This is a genomic window from Pseudomonas sp. GL-B-19 (genome assembly GCF_019956415.1).
In the GTDB taxonomy this organism is placed as follows: domain Bacteria; phylum Pseudomonadota; class Gammaproteobacteria; order Pseudomonadales; family Pseudomonadaceae; genus Aquipseudomonas.
Genome location: NZ_JAHBDK010000019.1, coordinates 1 through 18,015 on the forward strand (window position 1 = coordinate 1; position 18,015 = coordinate 18,015).

At 61.4% G+C, this 18,015-nt stretch carries 12 protein-coding genes; 10 read left to right on the plus strand and 2 right to left on the minus strand.

From position 1 onward, the window contains the following. Nucleotides 1-287: 287 nt before the first annotated feature. Nucleotides 288-1,475: a type II secretion system F family protein gene (locus KGB06_RS06100; protein ID WP_223512701.1), complete on the minus strand. Its 1,188-nt coding sequence runs from the start codon at nucleotides 1,473-1,475 to the stop codon at nucleotides 288-290. Between the two features lie 12 nt (nucleotides 1,476-1,487). Further along, the gene (gene gspG, locus KGB06_RS06105; protein ID WP_223512704.1) at nucleotides 1,488-1,922 is read right to left on the minus strand and encodes a type II secretion system major pseudopilin GspG; all 435 of its coding nucleotides are present in this window, start codon (nucleotides 1,920-1,922) and stop codon (nucleotides 1,488-1,490) included. 195 nt (nucleotides 1,923-2,117) lie between these two features. Here gspG and KGB06_RS06110 point away from each other — a divergent pair, with 195 nt between their 5' ends. From KGB06_RS06110 to KGB06_RS06155, 10 genes are all read left to right on the plus strand, one after another. Further along, nucleotides 2,118-2,726 carry a lytic transglycosylase domain-containing protein gene (locus KGB06_RS06110; RefSeq protein ID WP_223512707.1) on the plus strand — a complete coding sequence of 203 codons (609 nt, stop codon included), beginning with the start codon at nucleotides 2,118-2,120 and terminating at the stop codon, nucleotides 2,724-2,726. Between the two features lie 207 nt (nucleotides 2,727-2,933). Beyond that, nucleotides 2,934-8,762: a manganese-oxidizing multicopper oxidase MnxG gene (gene mnxG / locus KGB06_RS06115; protein WP_223512709.1), complete on the plus strand. Its 5,829-nt coding sequence runs from the start codon at nucleotides 2,934-2,936 to the stop codon at nucleotides 8,760-8,762. A gap of 157 nt (nucleotides 8,763-8,919) precedes the next feature. Next, nucleotides 8,920-10,872, plus strand: coding sequence for a YncE family protein (locus tag KGB06_RS06120; protein WP_223512711.1), 1,953 nt, complete (start codon nucleotides 8,920-8,922; stop codon nucleotides 10,870-10,872). 13 nt (nucleotides 10,873-10,885) lie between these two features. Next, nucleotides 10,886-11,542 carry an SCO family protein gene (locus tag KGB06_RS06125; protein WP_223512713.1) on the plus strand — a complete coding sequence of 219 codons (657 nt, stop codon included), beginning with the start codon at nucleotides 10,886-10,888 and terminating at the stop codon, nucleotides 11,540-11,542. Beyond that, entirely contained in the window at nucleotides 11,539-12,159 is a 621-nt protein-coding gene (locus KGB06_RS06130) for an SCO family protein (RefSeq protein ID WP_223512715.1), read from the plus strand. The genes KGB06_RS06125 and KGB06_RS06130 overlap by 4 nt, the downstream gene beginning before the upstream one ends. Nucleotides 12,160-12,168: 9 nt before the next feature. Further along, a complete protein-coding gene (locus KGB06_RS06135; RefSeq protein ID WP_223512717.1) occupies nucleotides 12,169-13,719 on the plus strand; it encodes an ABC transporter substrate-binding protein in 1,551 nt (516 codons plus the stop codon). 13 nt (nucleotides 13,720-13,732) lie between these two features. Then, complete coding sequence (locus tag KGB06_RS06140; protein WP_223512718.1) at nucleotides 13,733-14,686, plus strand: peptidylprolyl isomerase; 954 nt, start codon at nucleotides 13,733-13,735, stop codon at nucleotides 14,684-14,686. A 219-nt stretch (nucleotides 14,687-14,905) separates the two neighbouring features. Next, the gene (locus KGB06_RS06145; RefSeq protein WP_223512719.1) at nucleotides 14,906-15,439 is read left to right on the plus strand and encodes a response regulator; all 534 of its coding nucleotides are present in this window, start codon (nucleotides 14,906-14,908) and stop codon (nucleotides 15,437-15,439) included. Between the two features lie 85 nt (nucleotides 15,440-15,524). Further along, nucleotides 15,525-17,231 (plus strand): GspE/PulE family protein, encoded by a 1,707-nt coding sequence (locus KGB06_RS06150; RefSeq protein ID WP_223512720.1) that lies wholly within the window; start codon nucleotides 15,525-15,527, stop codon nucleotides 17,229-17,231. Next, complete coding sequence (locus tag KGB06_RS06155) at nucleotides 17,212-18,015, plus strand: hypothetical protein (RefSeq protein ID WP_223512722.1); 804 nt, start codon at nucleotides 17,212-17,214, stop codon at nucleotides 18,013-18,015. The genes KGB06_RS06150 and KGB06_RS06155 overlap by 20 nt, the downstream gene beginning before the upstream one ends.

The window sequence follows — 18,015 nt, forward strand, 5'->3', positions numbered from 1 at the left end:
CACCACCCCCGCCGCCACCACTACCATCCTTGGCCTGAGCGGTTGACATACTGGACAAACTGTCCGGTATCAATACGGTGGACGCCGACAAGACCGCGCCAATAGCTACTGCAAGTAAAAGCTTGTTGATGTGCATGTCGTTCTCCGTCTTCTTGTTCAGGGTTGGAGCGTTGATGAACAATGCAACGTGCTGCTCGATTCAGTAGAAGAACACCTCAGTGTTCTGATTTATTCAGATGTAACGTCGATAAAAAATGCAATGTACCGTTCGACCCTGTTCCAGAGGGTCAGTGAATGCTTGAAGCCAGCTCGAAAATCGGCATGTACATCAGGATCACGATGACCCCGATCAACAGGCCAATGAAGGTCATGAGCAGAGGTTCAAACAGCCGCACAAACCATTCGAGCCAGCGACTGATTTCTTCGTCGTAGAAGTCGGCGCTGCGCTCCATCATTTGCCCGAGGTTGCCGGACTGCTCGCCAGCGCGCAGCAAGCGCAGGGATACCGGGGTCACGAGGTGATTGAGCTCAAGCGCAGCCGACAGCGATTGACCCTCGCGCACCCGTTCGCAGGCTTCGTCCAGGCGTGCGCGGGAGGCCACGGTGAGCAGACCACGCACCATGCCCATGGCCGTGACGAGGGGAATGCCGCCTTGCAGCAAAATCCCCAGCGAGCGGTAGAAGCGCGCCAGTTCATACATGAAGATGCGTTGATGGATCGCCGGGAGTTTTTCGATCAGACGGTCTACGCCCCGACGAAAGGCCGGTTGGCGCTGGAGGAAGGCGAGGGCGGCGATGAGCGCCAGCAACCCGCCGAAAAATTCGCCCTGATGCGCGTGGAGGAACATCCCGCTGGTCATCAGGACTTGCGATAGCCACGGCAGGTTCGACCCCAGACCTTCGAACACCAGGCTGAAGCGCGGAACCACGTAACCCATCAAAAACAAAACCACGCCACCTCCCACCACCAGCAACAGCATGGGGTAGATCGACGCGCTGACGATTTTCTGGCGAACCTCGTCCATGCGCTGGCGATAGCTGACATATCGGCCCAGGGCTTCGCCCACGGCACCGGTCTTTTCACTGGACTGTACCAGCGCAACGTACAACGGCGGGAAAACCCCCGACAACTGGCCCAATGCCTGGGAAAACGATTTGCCCTCATAAAGCAAGCGCACCAGCTCACTCAAGGTTTTACGGGCTTGTGGCGCGGATTCTTTTTCGGCCAGGCTTTCCAGCGCATCGATCAACGGTAGGCCCGCATTGAGCAATGTGGTCAGTTCCTGGCTGAATAAAACCAGGTTGAAGGTCTCCCGTTTTTGAAGACGCAAGGCGCGCCAATGCCGCTCGGCGTGCAGGCTGACCACCCGCATGCCCTGGTCTTCGACAATTCGCCGGGCTTCGCTGTGGCCGGGGGCCTCGACGGTCATCGAGACCACACCGGCCTTGCCCACGGCTTTGAGATGAAAGCGCATGGTCTCCCCTCGTCATTGCCAGCTGGTGACTTCGGCGTTTTCGCCTTCGCCGCCGGGCTGCCCGTCCTTGCCCATGGACAGTAAATCGTACTCACCGTTTTCGCCAGGATAGCGGTAAGTGTAGTTACGGCCCCATGGGTCCTGGGGCAATTTTTTCTGCAGGTAAGGGCCGGTCCAGTGGGTTTCGTCGCTTGGCGCAGTGACCAGCGCCTGCAAGCCCTGTTCGGTCGACGGGTAATGGCCGACCTCCAGGCGATACAAATCCAGTGCCTTGCCCAGGCCTTCGATTTGCGCCTTGGCGACTTTGACTTCGGAACGGCCCAGTTGGGCGAAATACTTCGGCGCGACGATACCGGCCAACAGCCCCAGCACCACCAGCACCACCAGCAGTTCGAGCAGGGTGAACCCGCGTTGAGTACGCCGGGCACGAAATAGACGTTGTTTCATGATGACCTCACACAATCGGCAGAAGGGTCGCAATAAAGGCTTATGCAATAGCCATGCTCAGCTTTGGGCAACCTTCTGGACTCCCCGTGCCATGGGCCTTCGCGCTTACGGCGCAGAGCTTGCATATGGCTGATTCACGATCGGCCACTGGGGCAATACCCCCAATTTTCGGGGCCGGCCAGGGGAGGTAGAACAATGAAAACACTCACCACTGGATTACTCGGATATTTGCTGCTGACCAGCGTTGCACAGGCCGACGTATTCGTTTCCGTGGACGCCAAGGGCAGCTACGTGCTGTCCAACGTTCACCGTCCCGGCCGCACCTATGAACGGATCATTCGCGAGCCTGCCGCTGCGGTCGTCAGCCTCGATCAGCAGCCCCAGATGATCGCCGCGCAACCCTATGCCGAGCTGGTCTCGGCGGCCGCCACGGCCAATGAAGTGCCGGCTGCGCTGTTGCATGCGGTGATCCGCGCCGAGTCCCGTTACAACGCCGATGCAAGGTCCCCCAAGGGCGCTGGCGGGCTGATGCAATTGATGCCCGACACCGCGCGGGAGATGGGCGTGAAGGATGTCTACGATCCCAAGGCCAACATCCAGGGCGGCGCCAAATACCTCAAGCGTCTGTTGACCCTGTTCGATAACGACATTGCCCTTGCGGTAGCAGCCTACAACGCCGGGCCGCAAGCGGTGCTCAGCCGTGGCGGAGTGATCCCGCCGTTCGCCGAAACCCAGCGTTACGTACCGGATGTTTTACGCCAATACCGCCGCCTGCAGGGCCTGGCCGTGGATGCGCCGTTGTAATCGAAAACGGCGTGCCGACAACCCCCAATAGTGGGGAATTTTTGCCCCGGCAGAAAAGTGGGGGAATAAGTGGGGAATACCCCCCCGATTTATCAAATTATCAATATAACTAGCTGAAAAATAACAAAAATATTTGTGGCATGGGGATTGCTTTGCCGCACTTGTCGAGAATTACTCCTGTGAGCACCCACCGCGAGGCCCGTGGTCATGACCGGCATACCTTACGCTCCGACGTTGTTTCATCTGCTGCTGTTGGTGGCGTCGATGCTCGGCATCGAGCTGGCCGAAGCTGCCGTGCGTTGCGAGCGTAATCTGGTGGCGAACGTCGTGGCGCTGGATCAGCCGCTGATGTTCAACCGCCTGGGTGCACAGAACGCTAATGGCATGATGTTCGCCCTGCGCCGCGACGTGGTCGATGACAACAATATGTCTTTGGCCCGGGGCGGGGCGGCGGTGCCGGGCAAAGTCTCGCTGCGCCCCGACAAGCGTCCGCGCCCATTGGTGCTGCGTGTGGCCGCCGGTGATTGCCTGACGATCAACCTGCAAAACCTGCTGGCGTATCAGGCCAACCCTGGCAAACACGAAGAGACCGAAGTCGAGGGTGAAGAAGGGGGAGCAACCGGCAATGCCGACGAATTCAAGGTCGATGAGCAAGTCACCGACCGTCACGTCGGCTTCCAGGTCAACGGCCTGCAAGCGGTCAACAGCATTGACGACATCGCCTCCTTCACCGGGCGCAACGCCAACACGCTGATCCCGCCAGGCGCCACCCGTTCCTACACCTTGTACGCCGAGCGCGAAGGCGCATTTGCCGCCAGCAACCGTGGCGCCACCTTCGGTGGTGAAGGCGATGCGGGCAACGTGGCCAACGGTCTGTTCGGCGAAGTGGTGGTGGTACCCAAGGGCGGCCGTACCTATCGCAACACGGTGACTGAAGAAGAGATGCGCCTGGCCAGCGCTGGCCGTACTCCGGCCGGCCAGCCGATTGTCGATTACCAGGCGCGCTACCCGCAGCGTGAGCCGTGGATCCGTGAAGGCAAGGCCGGCACGCCGATCATCAACATGGTCGACGGCAATGAAATCATCTCCAGCGAGAGCGACGCGATCGTGATGGGCAGCAACGCCGACGGCAGCTTTGCGCCCTCGACCTATCCTCTGGAATCCATCGGCAAACGCAACCCGGCGCTGCCAAACCGGCTGGAACCGTTCCGCGATTTCGCTTCGCAGTTCCAGGATGAAACCGCCGTGACCCAGGCATTCCCGGCGTATTGGGCTGACCCGGTGATGGCCCACGTGCTGGAGCCGACCCGCGACTCGTTCATGATCAATTACGGTTCCGGCGGTATGGGCGCCGAGGTGGTGGCCAACCGTTTGGGCGTCGGGCCGATGCACGATTGCCTGTCCTGCGCCTATGAAGAATTCTTCCTCAGTTCCCACACCGTGGGGGACGTGGCGATGCTGGTGGACGTACCGGCCAATGTCGGCCTGGAAAACATTCGTCCGGGTGAGACGCCACGCGCCGATCAGGTCGGGGTCAAGGCGACCATGGCGCTGTATCCGTCCGAGCCGTCGAACGTCAACCACAGCTACATCGGTGACTTCGTCAAATTCCGCAACACGCACAACGGCCACGAACAGCACATCTTCCACCTGCACGGCCATCAATGGCTGTTCAACCCCAACGACGATAACTCCGACTATGTAGACGCCCAGGGCATTGGGCCGGGCGCCGGTTACACCTACGAAATCGCCAACGGTGGTTCGGGCAACCGCAACCGCGTGGCGGGCGATGCGATCTATCACTGCCACTTCTATCCGCACTTTGCCCAAGGCATGTGGGCGATGTGGCGAGTACACGATGTGTTTGAAGAAGGCACCAAACTCGAAGTTTCCCAACAAGGTAACGACGGCTATCACAGCGAACCTTACGCCCTGCGCAGCGGTAAACCGGCGGCGGGTGCACGGGCCTTGCCTGATGGCGAGATCATTGCCGGCACGCCGATTCCAGCAGTGGTGCCGCTGCCAGGCAAAGCCATGGCGCCGATGCCGGGGAAAGTGGCAGTCGTGCCGAAGATCAGCGAAACCCTGGTGGCCGGTAATGGCGATGACGATGAGGAGGGCGATGACGACGGCGAACATCACGGTGGCAGCGGTGGTGCTCAAGCCATCGGCTCCCTGGCCCTGGTCGACCGCAGCGAAGCCAACCGCAATGCCGACGGCAGCCTGAAAAACCCTGGCTATCCGTTCTGGATCGGCGGCATGGAAACATCGGTCGGCCAACGTCCGCCAACCCCGCCGCTGGACATGCTTGACGCTGCCAAGGCGCAATCCCTGAAAACCAGCGGCAATGCCTTGTGGGCTAACCTCGACCCGGCGCAGTCCGGTGGCTGGGATGGCGGTTTGGGGCGCCACTCGCTGGATGGTTTCTCCTCGGGTGGTGAGGCGCACACCGTGACCACTTCGCTGGATTTCTCCAAGGAAGTGACCCGGGCCAAGCCGATTTACATGCCCGAAGAGGGCACCGAAGTTGAACAGGCGGCCATGGCGTTCCACGCCAAAAAAGAACACGCGAGCTACGCCGTACTGCCGGGCAATCAAGTGGTGGCGCGCAACTTCCGCACCAACGGTGCCTTGCCGACGGCGGGTGCGCCGTACTACGAACCGTGCATGGACGATCGGCAAAAACGCCTGACCGCCAGCGCCGGCACGGGCGAATTCAACAGCGGCGAACGGATCGACGGCCTGTCGTTCACCGGTTCGTCGACCTTCACCGCCGACCGCCCACGCATCTACAAAGCGGCAAACATCCAGTTTGATGCGGTGTACAACAAGGTCGGCTACCACTTCCCGCAAGCGCGCATTCTGGCGCTGTGGGAAGACGCCTGGCCGGTGATCACCAAACAGCGTCCGCCGGAGCCTCTGGTGTTGCGCATGAACACCTTCGACTGCGTGCAGTACCAGCAAACCAACCTGGTGCCGGCCATCTACGAGATGGACGACTATCAGGTGCGCACACCGACCGACGTGATCGGCCAGCACATTCACCTGCCCAAATGGGACCTGACCGCCGCTGATGGCTCGGCCAACGGCTGGAACTATGAAGACGGCGTGCTTTCCCCCGGTGCCGTGCAAGAGCGCATCCACGCCATTCGTCTATTCAACCAGTGCGAAGGCACCGACCCGCGTGACGGCACGCCGGTCTGCCCTAAAGCCAAAAATCATCCGTTCTTTGGCCAATATGGCCGGGCTGACTGGGTGGGCGCGCGCACGGCGATGCAGCGCTGGTTTGTCGATCCGGTGGTCAACACCAAGGGCGTCGACCGTGGCCTGGGGACCATTTTCACCCACGACCACTTAGGCCCATCGACGCACCAACAGATCGGACTGTACGCCACGGTGCTGGCAGAACCGGCCGGTTCCACCTGGTTCCACGCCGAAACCGGCGAGCCGTTGTACAGCGGCGCGCGGCAGGATGGCGGGCCGACCTCGTGGCAAGCGGTGGTGTCTACCGGTGATCTGGATGGCGACGGCAAGAACGACAGCTTCCGTGAGTTCTTCCTCGAATACAGCGACTTCCAGCACGCTTATGAAGCTGGTGTGTACGTCGGCGCCGGCCCCAATGGCGTGCCGGATGCGCAAGCCTTCCCGGCCACCGCCGACAGCTTCCGCTACGCGATCAACCCGCCGGTGCGCAAGGAGGCCGCAACCCTGCTTGAACAGGTGGTCGAAGCGCGCGGTGGACTGTCGCCTGGCTGCCCAAGCCGGCCTTGCCCGCAAGCCATCTCGGTGGATGATCCGGGGATGTTCGTGGTCAATTACCGCAACGAACCGCTGGCCCTGCGGGTGTACGACCCGAATAAGATCGGCCCTGACGGCAAGCGCGGCATGCAGGCCGACGGCCTCGGCGGCGACCTCGCGTACGCCATGCAAAGCCGTACCGACCGGGCGATCCCGGCGATGAACCTGGCGCCAAACCAGGTCACCGCCGCCACCGGCCCAACCGGCGGCACCACGCTGTTTCCGCCACACATCAACCGTGGCGGTGCGGAGCCGGGTGACCCGTTCACGCCGATGCTGCGTACCTACACCGGTGACAATGTGCGGCTGCGGGTGCATGCCGGCGGTCACGAAGAAGAGCACAACGTGACCCTGCATGGGGTGAAGTGGCTGCAAAGCGGTTCAGGCTTCGGCAACAGCTCCAACTCCGGCTGGCGCGCGTCGCAAATGATCGGGATCTCCGAGCAGATGGGCTTCATTGCGCCGGTCTCGATGCTGTCCAGTTCGGCGGCGACCACCGGGGATTATCTGTACTCGATGGATGCGTCCCTGGAAGGTTACTGGAGCGGAATCTGGGGCGTGATGCGCAACTACACCGCGCAACGCAACGATCTGTTCGTGCTGCCAAACAACCCGAAACCGATCGGCGCGCGCAACACCGCGGCATTCGATGGCACTTGCCCACGGGTTGGCGCCAATCCGAACGGCAATGGCAATCGCCCCACCGTGCAACGCAACTTTGAAATAGTCGCGGCACTGGCCAACGACATCCTCGGCAATCCGCTGAACCTGTCCATGGCGGATCCGGCGGGGCTTGGCCAGCATGTCGGCGGGGCGTTAAATCCGGCGGGCGGTACGTTGGTGTACAACTCCCGTGCAGTAAGCATTCCTCAGGTCACGGTGAACGACCCTGAGGACGGGACGACCTTCACCATCGGCGGGCAAAGCGGCCCATTGCATGACCCGACCGCGATTCTGTACGTGCGCAAGGCCGACCTCGATCCGGCCACCGGCAAGCTGAAACCCGGTGTACCTGTCGAACCGCTGGTGCTGCGCGCGGCGGCCGGTGACTGCATCAACATCACCCTGGAAAATCGCCTGCCGAGCGTGATGCCGGACCTGACCCAGACGGCGTCGGTGATGGGCATGGTCAAGCGTGACCGCAACGGTGGCGAAGGCTCGACCACCTTCAGCAACAACCTGATGCGGCCGTCCAGTCACGTTGGTCTGCACGCGCAACTGCTGGCATATGACATCACCAAATCCGACGGCACCAACGTCGGCGTCAACCCGATCCAGACCGTACCGCCACGCGTTGGCAACAGTGGAGCGTACCCGACTCGTACTTATCAGTACTACGCCGGGCACCTGGAGCGCGAAGGCAAGCCGAACATGCAAGGGGGCCGCAATGTCGACCACATCAACGCCACGCCGGTGGAGTTTGGCGGGTTGAATTTCACCCCGGCGGACGTGATCAAGCAGCCACAAAAAGGCCTCGGTGGTGCGATGAGCATCCTGCCGGTCGGCGCGACCTGGGTTGAAGACACGCGCAAAGTCAATGCTACGGTCACCGCGCCTGGGCAGACCAGCTACCGCGACTTTGCGATGGTCTGGCAGAAGGCGTTGAACATGCGCTGGGCCAATGGTCGTCCGGTGGAAGGCATTGCCTCGGAAGCGGGTGTGCCGACTGATCCGCAGGACAACTCGAGCATGGCGATCAACTATAAAACCGAACCGATGTGGTACCGCTTCGGCCTGCCGCCGGATGCGCCTTTCGGTCACGCCAACGGTTTTGGTTACGGCGACGTGCCCAACGCGCACATGGCCTTTAGCAACGCGCTGGTGGGAGGCGATCCGCAAACGCCGGTGCTGTATGCGAAGCCGGGGCAACCGTTCCGCACCCACATCCTGATGCCGACCGGTGGCAGCCGCGGTTCGACCTTCCAGCTTGACGGTCACGTCTGGTCGGTCAACCCGTTCCAGTCGGAGAAGAGCGACACCGGCGGTTACCCGATGTGGACGCCTGGCGTGGGTTCGGTGCGGTTCGGCTACAACCCGATGTCGATGTACATCGGCGCCCACGAAAGCATCCTGCCGGCGGCGCACTTCAGCTTCATGCACCCGAGCGCCGGGGGCAGCAATGCGATACCGGGCGACTACCTGTTTCGTGATTACGCGGCGTACGGCAATACCGCAGGGCTTTGGGGTTTGCTGCGGGTGACCAACGAACCTGAACCGGCGCCGGCGCCGGCGCCGTAGACCATGAGATGGGAGTGGCACCGTCCCTGTGGGAGCGAGCCTGCTCGCGATGAAGTCACCTCGGTGTCACGGGGGTGAGGCAAATGACGATATCGCGAGCAGGCTCGCTCCCACAGGGGTGCGCGGCGGCAGGAAGAGAATTGAGGAGGGGAGAGGGATGAACAGGACCATCAAAATCAGCGGTTGTGTGATGGCAGTCGGGGCCGTGCTGATCAGCCTCGGCGTCTGGCGCACCGCACCGCCCGACATGCCGAGCAAGGTCGCCCTGCCGGACACCTGGAGCAGCCAGAGTCTCTCCCGTGACGGTATTTCGGTGGCGCTCGAGGTCAAGCCGTTAGCCGGGGGCGGCGTGCTGCGCGAAGGTGAGTTCGCCGACGTGCAGTTCCGGGTCAACGACAGTGCCTCGGGCCAGCCGTTGTCGGGCGTCAATCCCGGCGCCTGGCTCGACCCCGAAACCGTCGCCGCCGACCAGGCCCAGGGCCGTGAGCAAAGCTGCAAGTCGCGGGTCGGGGTGTTCCTCAAATCCAGCATTGGCGCGCGGCCGTTACTGGACCTCAACAGCTATTTTCTGCTGGTGATGAATCGCGATGCTAGCGTTTCGGTGGTCGACCCGTCGGTATCTGTGGGGGGCATCACCAGCACCATGGCACGGATCAACCTCAAACAGCCGCCGATGGATTGGGTGACCCCGAAGGACAACAAACGGGTGTTTGTGTCGATGCCGACGGCCGGGGAAGTGGCGGTGATCGACAGCGAGCAATTCAAGTTGCTGGAGTCGGTGACTGCCGGCAGCAACCCGGTGCGTGTGGCCCTGCAACCGGATGAGCGTCTGCTGTGGGTCGGCAACAATGCGTCGAAAGCCGACGAGTCCGGCGTCACGGTGATCGACACCCACAGCCTCAAGACCCTCAAACACCTGGCCACCGGGGCCGGGCATCACGAAATCGCCTTTAGCAAGGACAGCCGCTTTGCCTTCGTCACCAACCGCGACGACGGCACATTGAGCATCATCGACATCGCCAGCCTGACCGTGAGCAAACAACTTAAGAGCGGCTCGCACCCGCTATCGGTGGCGTACTCGCCACTGTCCCAGGCGGTGTATGTCGCTGATGGCCAGGACGGCACCGTGACCGTGGTCGACAGCGCCAGCCTGGCGGTGCGCCGGGTGATCAAGGTAAAGCAGGGCCTTGGGCCGATAGGGTTCAGCGATGACGGTCGATTCGGCATTGTGCTCAACACGCTGGAGAACCAGGCCTCGGTAATCGACGCCGCCACCGACTCGCTGATCCATGAAGTAGACGTGTCGGCCGAGCCGTATCAAGTGGTGTTCACCAAAGCGTATGCCTATGTACGCGGACTGGCGTCGGCCAAAGTCACGATGATCAACCTGTCGTCGCTGGGCCAGGGTCGCACGCCGATCAGCCAGGGTTTCGAAGCCGGGCCGCAGCCGCCACGGCTGGCCGGTGATCTGCCGCTGGCGTCGAGCCTGGCGGTGTCGCGGGACGACAACGCGGTGTTTGTGGTCAATCCGGTCGACAACACCACCTATTTCTACGCCGAAGGCATGAATGCGCCGATGTCCGGCTACCCCAATCGCGGGCAAGTGGCACGGGCGGCGATGGTTATCGACCGTAGCCTGCGCGAGGTCGAACCGGGGCTGTACAGCGCGCGGATCAAGCTGCCCTCGGCCGGGCGTTTCGACGTGGCGTTTCTGCTCAACCAACCGAACATCATCCATTGCTTCACGGCATTGGTTGAGCCCGACAAACAACTCGTCCAGCACGCTGGCGTGCCCAAAGTGGAGTTCATGCTCGACAAGGCCACGACCGCCATCGGCAGCCCTTACGTGGTGCGCTTTCGCATCGTCGAGGGCCAGCAGAAGGCCCGGCGCAGCGGGGTCAAGGATGTACAGGTGCGCTACTTCCTCGCCCCGACTTCACGGGTTCAGGAAGTCGCCGCCCTCGACGTGGGCAACGGCATCTATGAGGCTCCAGTGACCCTGGACCAGAACGGTGCGTGGTACTTGCACGTCCGTGCGGTGTCGCTGGGTGCGAATTTTGACGACAAGACTTTTGCCAGCGTGCGGGTTCTGCCCGGCAATATGAACTGAAGAGGACACTGACATGAACCGTTTCGCACATCGTGGATTGCTGACGTTCTGCCTGTTGACTGCCGGTATCGGTCTAGCCCTGGCGCACTCGGCGGATGAGCATGCCGGGCACGACATGCCGGCCCAAAGCGCCAGTTCCGAAAGTGCCCAGGTCAAATTCGCCGATGTGGCACTGGTGGACCAGGACGGTAAACCGGTGCGCCTGGAAAAGGACCTGATCAGCAACAAAATCGTGGTCATGAGCTTCATCTACACCAGTTGCACCACGGTGTGCCCGGTGGTGTCCTCGATCATGGGCAAGGTGCAAAAACAACTGGGTGCGCGGGTCGGCGGCGAGGTGCAACTGGTGTCGATCAGCGTCGACCCGCAGCGCGACGACGCCAAACGCCTGAACGACTACGCCCGCAACTTCCAGAATGGCCCGGGCTGGAGTTGGCTGACCGGCAGTTCGGAGTCGATCAATGAAACCCTCAAAGGCCTGGGCTCGTTCAGTGGTGACTTCAAGAACCATCAGCCATTGATCCTCGTCGGCGACGGCAACAGCCGTCACTGGACACGCTACTACGGGTTCACCGACCCGGCGGTGCTGACTCGTGAGGTCGAGAAACTTAGCGGCCAGCGCAATACCCACGTCAAACACACCGCCATTGCCATGGAGCAACAGCCATGAGAGCGCTCGCCTTGACCCTCATGTCGATGTGCTTTGGCCTGTTCAGCTTGACGGCATTTGCCCACGAAGGGCACGAAGACGCCGCGCCAGCGGTGGCTGCCGCGCAACCGGCGACCGGCACGCACGATGCACAAACCTGGTTCACCGACACGCCGTTGCAGGATCAGAACGGCGAGACCTTGCGTTTCTACAGTGACGTGCTGCAAAACCGCGTGGTGCTGCTGAACGTGATTTTCACCAGTTGCAACGATGCCTGCCCGCTGATCACCCGCAAGCTCAAGGAAGTGCGTGAGTTGCTGGGCGACAAGGCGGATGGCATCACCTTTATCTCCCTTACCAGTGATCCGCTGCGTGATACACCGGCGGTACTCAAGGCCTATACCTTGAAGCAGGGCGTCGATGGGCCCCACTGGCTTTTTCTTACCGGCGACAAGGCGCAAATGGACCTTGTCCTGGGGCGTATCGGCCAGATTGTGCCGACCCCCGAACAGCATTCAACGCAGTTGATCGTCGGTGATGTGGCGAACAAGCGCTGGAGCAAAATCCGCCCCGATGCCCCGGCCGCCGCCATTGCTCAGCGCTTGCAGTTGCTGACCATGCCCGTGGCCGGTCGCTGAGTGCGCGCCATGAAAACCTCCCTCGTCCTCGGCCTTCTACTGCTTGGCGGCATTCCTTTCGCCGCCCATGCATTAGCGTTGACCCCCAGCGAAAGTGCGGGCAAACGCCTGTACCGCGAAGGCGTGTCCGAGAGTGGTGAACCGGTCATGGCACGGGTCGGTGCCGCCGATATGCTGCTGCCGGCCAGCAGCTTGCCGTGCGCCAACTGTCATGGCGCTGACGGTCAGGGGCGGCCGGAAGGCGGGGTACGTCCCCCGGACATCAGTTGGTCGCGCCTCTCCAGCCGCTATGGCCAGGAGCAAATCAACGGCCGCGACTATCCGTCTTACACCGAGGGCACGCTGGCTCGCGCCATTGCGCAAGGTCGCGACTCAGCCAACAACCGACTCGACCCGGCGATGCCGCGGTTCGTGCTGTCGATGAAAGATCAACGCAACCTCACGGCCTACCTCAAGCGTGTGGCCGAAGACCGCGACCCCGGTTTGACCGCCGACAGTTTGCACTTGGGTACGTTGTTGCCCAGTCAGGGACCCTTGGCAGACGAGGGCGTCACCGTAGCGGCAGTGCTCAAGGGCAGCGTGGCCCGGATTAATGCGGCGGGTGGCATCCATGGTCGGCAATTGCGCCTGACCATTCTCGATCCTGGCCTGGACCGCGCGAGCGCCGAGTGGGCGCTGGACCAATTGATCGAGCAGGAGCAAGTGTTCGCCCTGATTGCACCGCTGGCACCGGCGCTGGACGCGGACCTGGCGGCGCGTCTGGAACAGGTGGGAATTCCGCTGATCGGGCCGCTTTCGTTGCAGGGCTCGGCGCAGGCCAGTCGGCAAATCTTTGAACCGTTGCCGGGGCTGCGCGAACAGCTGATCGCCCTGGCCAACTACGCTGCGGCCAGTTTGCGTGTGCTCCAGGGGCCGACGCTGATTACCTACCCGGACGAACCGAGCCAACGGTTGGCGGCGCAAAACCTCGGTCAGTACTTGCAAGATAACGCCTGGAAACAGGTGCGCCTGCAAGCCTGGGACGAGGCCCAAGACGAACTGCCGCTGGGCTCGCGGTCGGTGTTTTACCTGGGCAGCGGCAGCGGCTTCTGTCGTCTGGCCGAACGTTTGCAAACGGCGGGGCAGGTGCCTTATCTGTTCGCCGCGTCGAATCAGGTGGCCGGTGAGGTATTGAATGTGCCCAGTGGATTTTCCCGTCGGTTGTTTTTGGCCTACCCGTTCGTGCCCAGTGACTGGACGCTGGCCGGACGCCTGGCGCTGACGCAATTGCGCGAAAAACAGGGACTAGGCGGTCAGCACTCAGTGCTGCAAGTCGGCGCCTACAGTTCGATGCAACTGTTGAGTGAAGGCATGAAGCAGGCCGGGCGCGACGCCAGCCGCGAGAAGCTCATCAGTGCCCTGGAAGGCCTGCACGATTTCGATACCGGGCTGACCCCGCTGATCAGCTTTGGCCCGGGTCGACGCCAGGGCTTGAGTGGAGCGCATGTCGTCACGGTGGACCTGCCCGGCCAGCGCTTCTTCCTGGTTGCCCCCTACAAACCCATTAGAGTCATGCCTTGAACGGAGGCCGATCATGAAACTCAACACTGTGCTGATACTGCTGACACTGTGGGCTTCGGTGGCGTTCTGCAGCAACGGGCCGGCTGCTGCGCGGGTCAATGGAGAAGAGATTTCCGAATTCCGCCTGGAGCGCTATTTCGCCGAATTCCTCGAAGATCAGGGCCGGGCTGTGGGCAACATTCGTAACCCCAAGGCCTACAAGCAACTGCGTCAGAAGGCGCTGGATGCGTTGATCGACAAGGAGTTGTTGTGGCAGGAAGCGGTCAAGCGCGGCGTGGTGATCAGCGACGCCGACGTGCAAAACCAGGTCGCCCAGACCCGGCAAGCGATCGGTGGGCCTGAGGTGTTTGCCCGCCGGCTCGAAGACGCCGGTTTCGATGAAGCCGGTTTTACCGAATACACCCGCCGTGAGTTGGCGGCCCAGCAGGTCTTTGCCGACCTGATTCAGGTGGACAAGCCGGATGAAAAACAGGTCAGGGCGTTTTACGAGGAACACCGCGCCGACATAAGCCGGCCGGAAGAAATCCAGGCCCGGCACATTCTGATCAAGGTGCCCCAGGGTGCCGATGCCGCCACAGTGGAAGCGGCACGGCTACGCTTGATAGAGATGCGCGTGAAAATTAGCCAGGGCGAAGACTTTGCCAGCGTTGCCCAGGCCGGCTCCGAAGACGCGACTGCCAGCGAAGGTGGGGACTTGGGCACTTTCCCTCGTGGGCGCATGATGCCGGAGTTCGAAGCAGCGGCTTTTGCTCTGGCGCCGGGTGACGTCAGTGAGCCGGTGCGCACGCCACTGGGTTGGCATTTGATTTACCTAAAGAACCACTGGGATGCGGCCGATGTCACAGAAACGCAGGGGCTTGAAATGGTACGGGCGTACCTTGCCCGGCAGGAACAGGCTCAGGCTCGCCTGCAAGTCTTGGCGCAGCTTCGATCAAGCAATCGAATCGAACGGATTGATGATGATTAACGCTTGTCCCCCCAATAGTGGGGAAAGCATCATTGCAAATCCTGACGCTTCCCCGTTTTTGGGGGACGGAATTCGTGAGCGAAAAAGTTTTATCATGAGAATCAAAGAGATGTTCCGGTCGAAAACCGGCTCTCAGTCTGGCATGAAGTGTGCGTTAGCCTAATTAGGGCACGTACTCCCAGGCACGAATATCGGACCTGTGGTTACAAGGAGTCGACCTTGTTGAACAAAATATTGGTTGTTGAAGACGAACAGCTGCTTGCACAAAACCTCCAGGATTATCTGGCGGCGCAAGGGCTGGAAGTCCTGGTAGCGAACGACGGTGCGAAGGCTATCGGCGAAGTCGAAAGATTTGCACCCGACGTGATGGTGTTCGATTACCGCTTGCCCGATATGGAAGGCTTTGAGGTGCTCGATGCCGTCCGCCAGAACAGGAAGTGCCACTATGTGTTGATTACCGGGCACCCAACCGCTGAAGTATGTGAGCGGGCCCGGCAACTGGGAGTCAGCCATATCCTGTTCAAACCATTTCCTTTGGCGGAATTGGCCCGTGCAGTCTGTGACCTTTTAGGGATGAAGCGCGAACCCAGAACGGGCGTAAGCACCTCCGAAGGATTCGTCGAGCGACGCCAGAGCAGGAACGAGAGTTTCCCGCTGCAGTTGTACGACGGTAGTTGGGTGCTTGCGGATCGCCGAAAAAAAACTTCGGCCTCCATGGCGCCAGACGACGAACAACTGCTCACCGGGGAGTAATTGGCGCGACAAGCCGTTCCGGCACCCGCCGCAATGACTCGCCGCGCCGACTGGGCTTAAAGCCCCGGGTGTTGGAGAGCATTTCATGGACCGTCTATCCCTTGCCGTCGAACCGGCGTTGTTGGAATGCGTACCGTCTCGTTTTTCCAGTGAGCAATTAGCCCAGGCCCGGGCTCGCGCCACCAGTTCCGGCGAACGGGTACTGGAAGCCCTTGGGGTGTTGAGCGAACTGGCCCCGATGCCCTTCATCCAGTGCCTCGGCACAACCCTGCACTATCCGGTGCTCGACACCGACAGCCTGTTCAAGGCCATCCCGGTATTCGACCGGGTCACCCTGGCCCAATGCCTCAAGCGCGAATTCATCCTGCTGCGTCACGAGGATTCGGTCATTGGCGTGTTTGCCGACCCCTTTGATACAGCGCGCCTGGCCTGGATCGACGACTGCCTGCACGGTGCTCCGCTGTACCTGGTGCATGCCGACGACCTCAAAGCCTACCTGGCGCGTCACGAAGAGAGCTTCCACGCGGTGGAGTCGCTCAATGCCCAATCCGATACCGGCGTCGAAATCGATAACCTGCAAAGCCTGTCCCTGACCAGCATCAGCGAAGACGCCAGCGTCGTCGTCAAACTGGTCAACTCGACCCTCTACGACGCCTTGAAAATGCACGCCAGTGATATCCACCTGGGCACTACCGGCAGTGGCCTGGTGATCAAGTACCGGATCGATGGCGTGCTGAACAACATCAGTAAAATCCAGGGCAGCGAATTCGCCGAGCAGGTCATTTCCCGGGTCAAGGTCATGGCCGAACTGGACATCGGCGAAAAACGCGTGCCCCAGGACGGTCGCTTCAAGATCGGTATCAGCGGCCGGCAAATCGACTTCCGGGTGTCGATCATGCCGAGCATTTTCGGTGAAGACGCGGTGCTGCGGGTCCTCGACAAACAAGACCTGGCTGACAAGGTCAACGGCGTGCAATTGCAGGCGCTGGGCTTCGAAGAGGAAACCCTGCGCCAGTTGCGGCGCCTGGCAGCCGAACCTTATGGCATGGTGCTGGTGACCGGGCCGACCGGTAGCGGCAAAACCACCACGCTGTACGCGATGATCACCGAGATCAACCACGGCGTGGACAAGATCATCACCATCGAAGACCCCGTGGAGTATCAACTGCCGGGCGTGCTGCAAATCCCGGTCAATGAAAAGAAAGGCCTGACTTTTGCCCGTGGTTTGCGCTCGATCCTGCGCCATGACCCGGACAAGATCATGGTTGGTGAAATCCGCGACCCGGACACCGCGCAAATTGCCGTGCAATCGGCACTCACCGGGCACTTGGTGTTTACCACCATCCACGCCAACAACGTGTTCGACGTGATCGGTCGTTTCACCCAAATGGAAATCGACCCTTACAGCCTGGTGTCGGCCCTTAACGCGGTGCTGGCGCAGCGCTTGATCCGTCTGGTCTGCGCCAGTTGCAGTGCGCCGGTCACGCCCACCGACGACGAGTTGCAGGCGTCGGGTCTCGATCCAAAAGAAGTCGGGCACTACCACTTTGTGCATGGCAAGGGCTGCGGCCACTGCCGGGGCACCGGGTATCGCGGGCGCAGTGCAATCGCCGAGCTGCTGCACCTGGACGATGAGCTGCGGCAAATGATTGTAGAGCGCCAACCCATTTCGAAAATCAAGGCCCATGCGTGCAAACGTGGCCTGCGCCTGCTGCGCGAGTCGGCACTGGAGCTGGTGCAGCAGGGGCGGACCACGCTCGAGGAGATCAATCGTGTCACTTTTGTCTCGTGATCGGTATATCGCCGTGCTCGGCGCCAGTGGTGTCGGCCTGGGCCAGCGCAAGGGCAGCGAAACCCTGTGGCTGGGTAGCGTCGGCTTTATCGATGAAGGCTTCCATGCCTGGGCAGTCGCCCTCGAAACCCTCGACCGTTTGCTGGGCGAACACGCTCAGGCCGGTGCGGAATTGAGTGTGGTTATTTCCGGGCACTTCAGCCGTTTTTGCCTGGTGCCCTGGAGTGAAGAGATCAGTACCCCCGACGAATTGCTCGGGTTCGCCCAACTGTGCTTCGAAGACCTTTACGGTGTCCCGGCTCAACCCTGGAGCATCGTGCTGTCGGCCGAGCCTGCGGGTTACGACCGGATCGCCACTGCGCTGCCGCAAGACTTGCTGACGCGTCTGCGCAGCCTGGTCAGCGGTCGCGACCTGCGCTTGCGTTCGGTGCAGCCGTACCTGATGGCCGCGTTCAACCACTTCGATAAGAGCTTTGCCGGTGGCGACTTTCTGTTTGTGGTTGCCGAGCCGGTGCGCAGTGTGTTGCTGCTGGCGCGGGAAGGGCGTTGGGTGGCGGTGCGTTCAGTGGGTAGCAGTGACAGCGATGCCGCACTGACCGCACTGATCGGCCGTGAAAGCCAACTGCAGGCTTCCACCAGCGAACGGCCGTTCAATCTCTACCTGCATGCCCCGGCGCGCATCGACTCACACCCTGACGTGCCCGGTGTGCAGTTGCGCACCCTTGAAGAAGACCAGACATCCGTACGCGACAGTTTGTACGTCATGTCTCGGGCGGTGGCCTGA

Bases quoted from the DNA above. Each gene is read 5' to 3' on its own strand.
- KGB06_RS06150 (WP_223512720.1), top strand. From the start codon at position 15,525: ATGGACCGTCTATCCCTTGCCGTCGAACCGGCGTTGTTGGAATGCGTA.
- mnxG (WP_223512709.1), top strand. From the start codon at position 2,934: ATGACCGGCATACCTTACGCTCCGACGTTGTTTCATCTGCTGCTGTTG.
- KGB06_RS06130 (WP_223512715.1), top strand. From the start codon at position 11,539: ATGAGAGCGCTCGCCTTGACCCTCATGTCGATGTGCTTTGGCCTGTTC.
- KGB06_RS06140 (WP_223512718.1), top strand. From the start codon at position 13,733: ATGAAACTCAACACTGTGCTGATACTGCTGACACTGTGGGCTTCGGTG.
- KGB06_RS06135 (WP_223512717.1), top strand. From the start codon at position 12,169: ATGAAAACCTCCCTCGTCCTCGGCCTTCTACTGCTTGGCGGCATTCCT.
- KGB06_RS06110 (WP_223512707.1), top strand. From the start codon at position 2,118: ATGAAAACACTCACCACTGGATTACTCGGATATTTGCTGCTGACCAGC.
- gspG (WP_223512704.1), bottom strand. From the start codon at position 1,922: ATGAAACAACGTCTATTTCGTGCCCGGCGTACTCAACGCGGGTTCACC.
- KGB06_RS06120 (WP_223512711.1), top strand. From the start codon at position 8,920: ATGAACAGGACCATCAAAATCAGCGGTTGTGTGATGGCAGTCGGGGCC.
- KGB06_RS06125 (WP_223512713.1), top strand. From the start codon at position 10,886: ATGAACCGTTTCGCACATCGTGGATTGCTGACGTTCTGCCTGTTGACT.
- KGB06_RS06100 (WP_223512701.1), bottom strand. From the start codon at position 1,475: ATGCGCTTTCATCTCAAAGCCGTGGGCAAGGCCGGTGTGGTCTCGATG.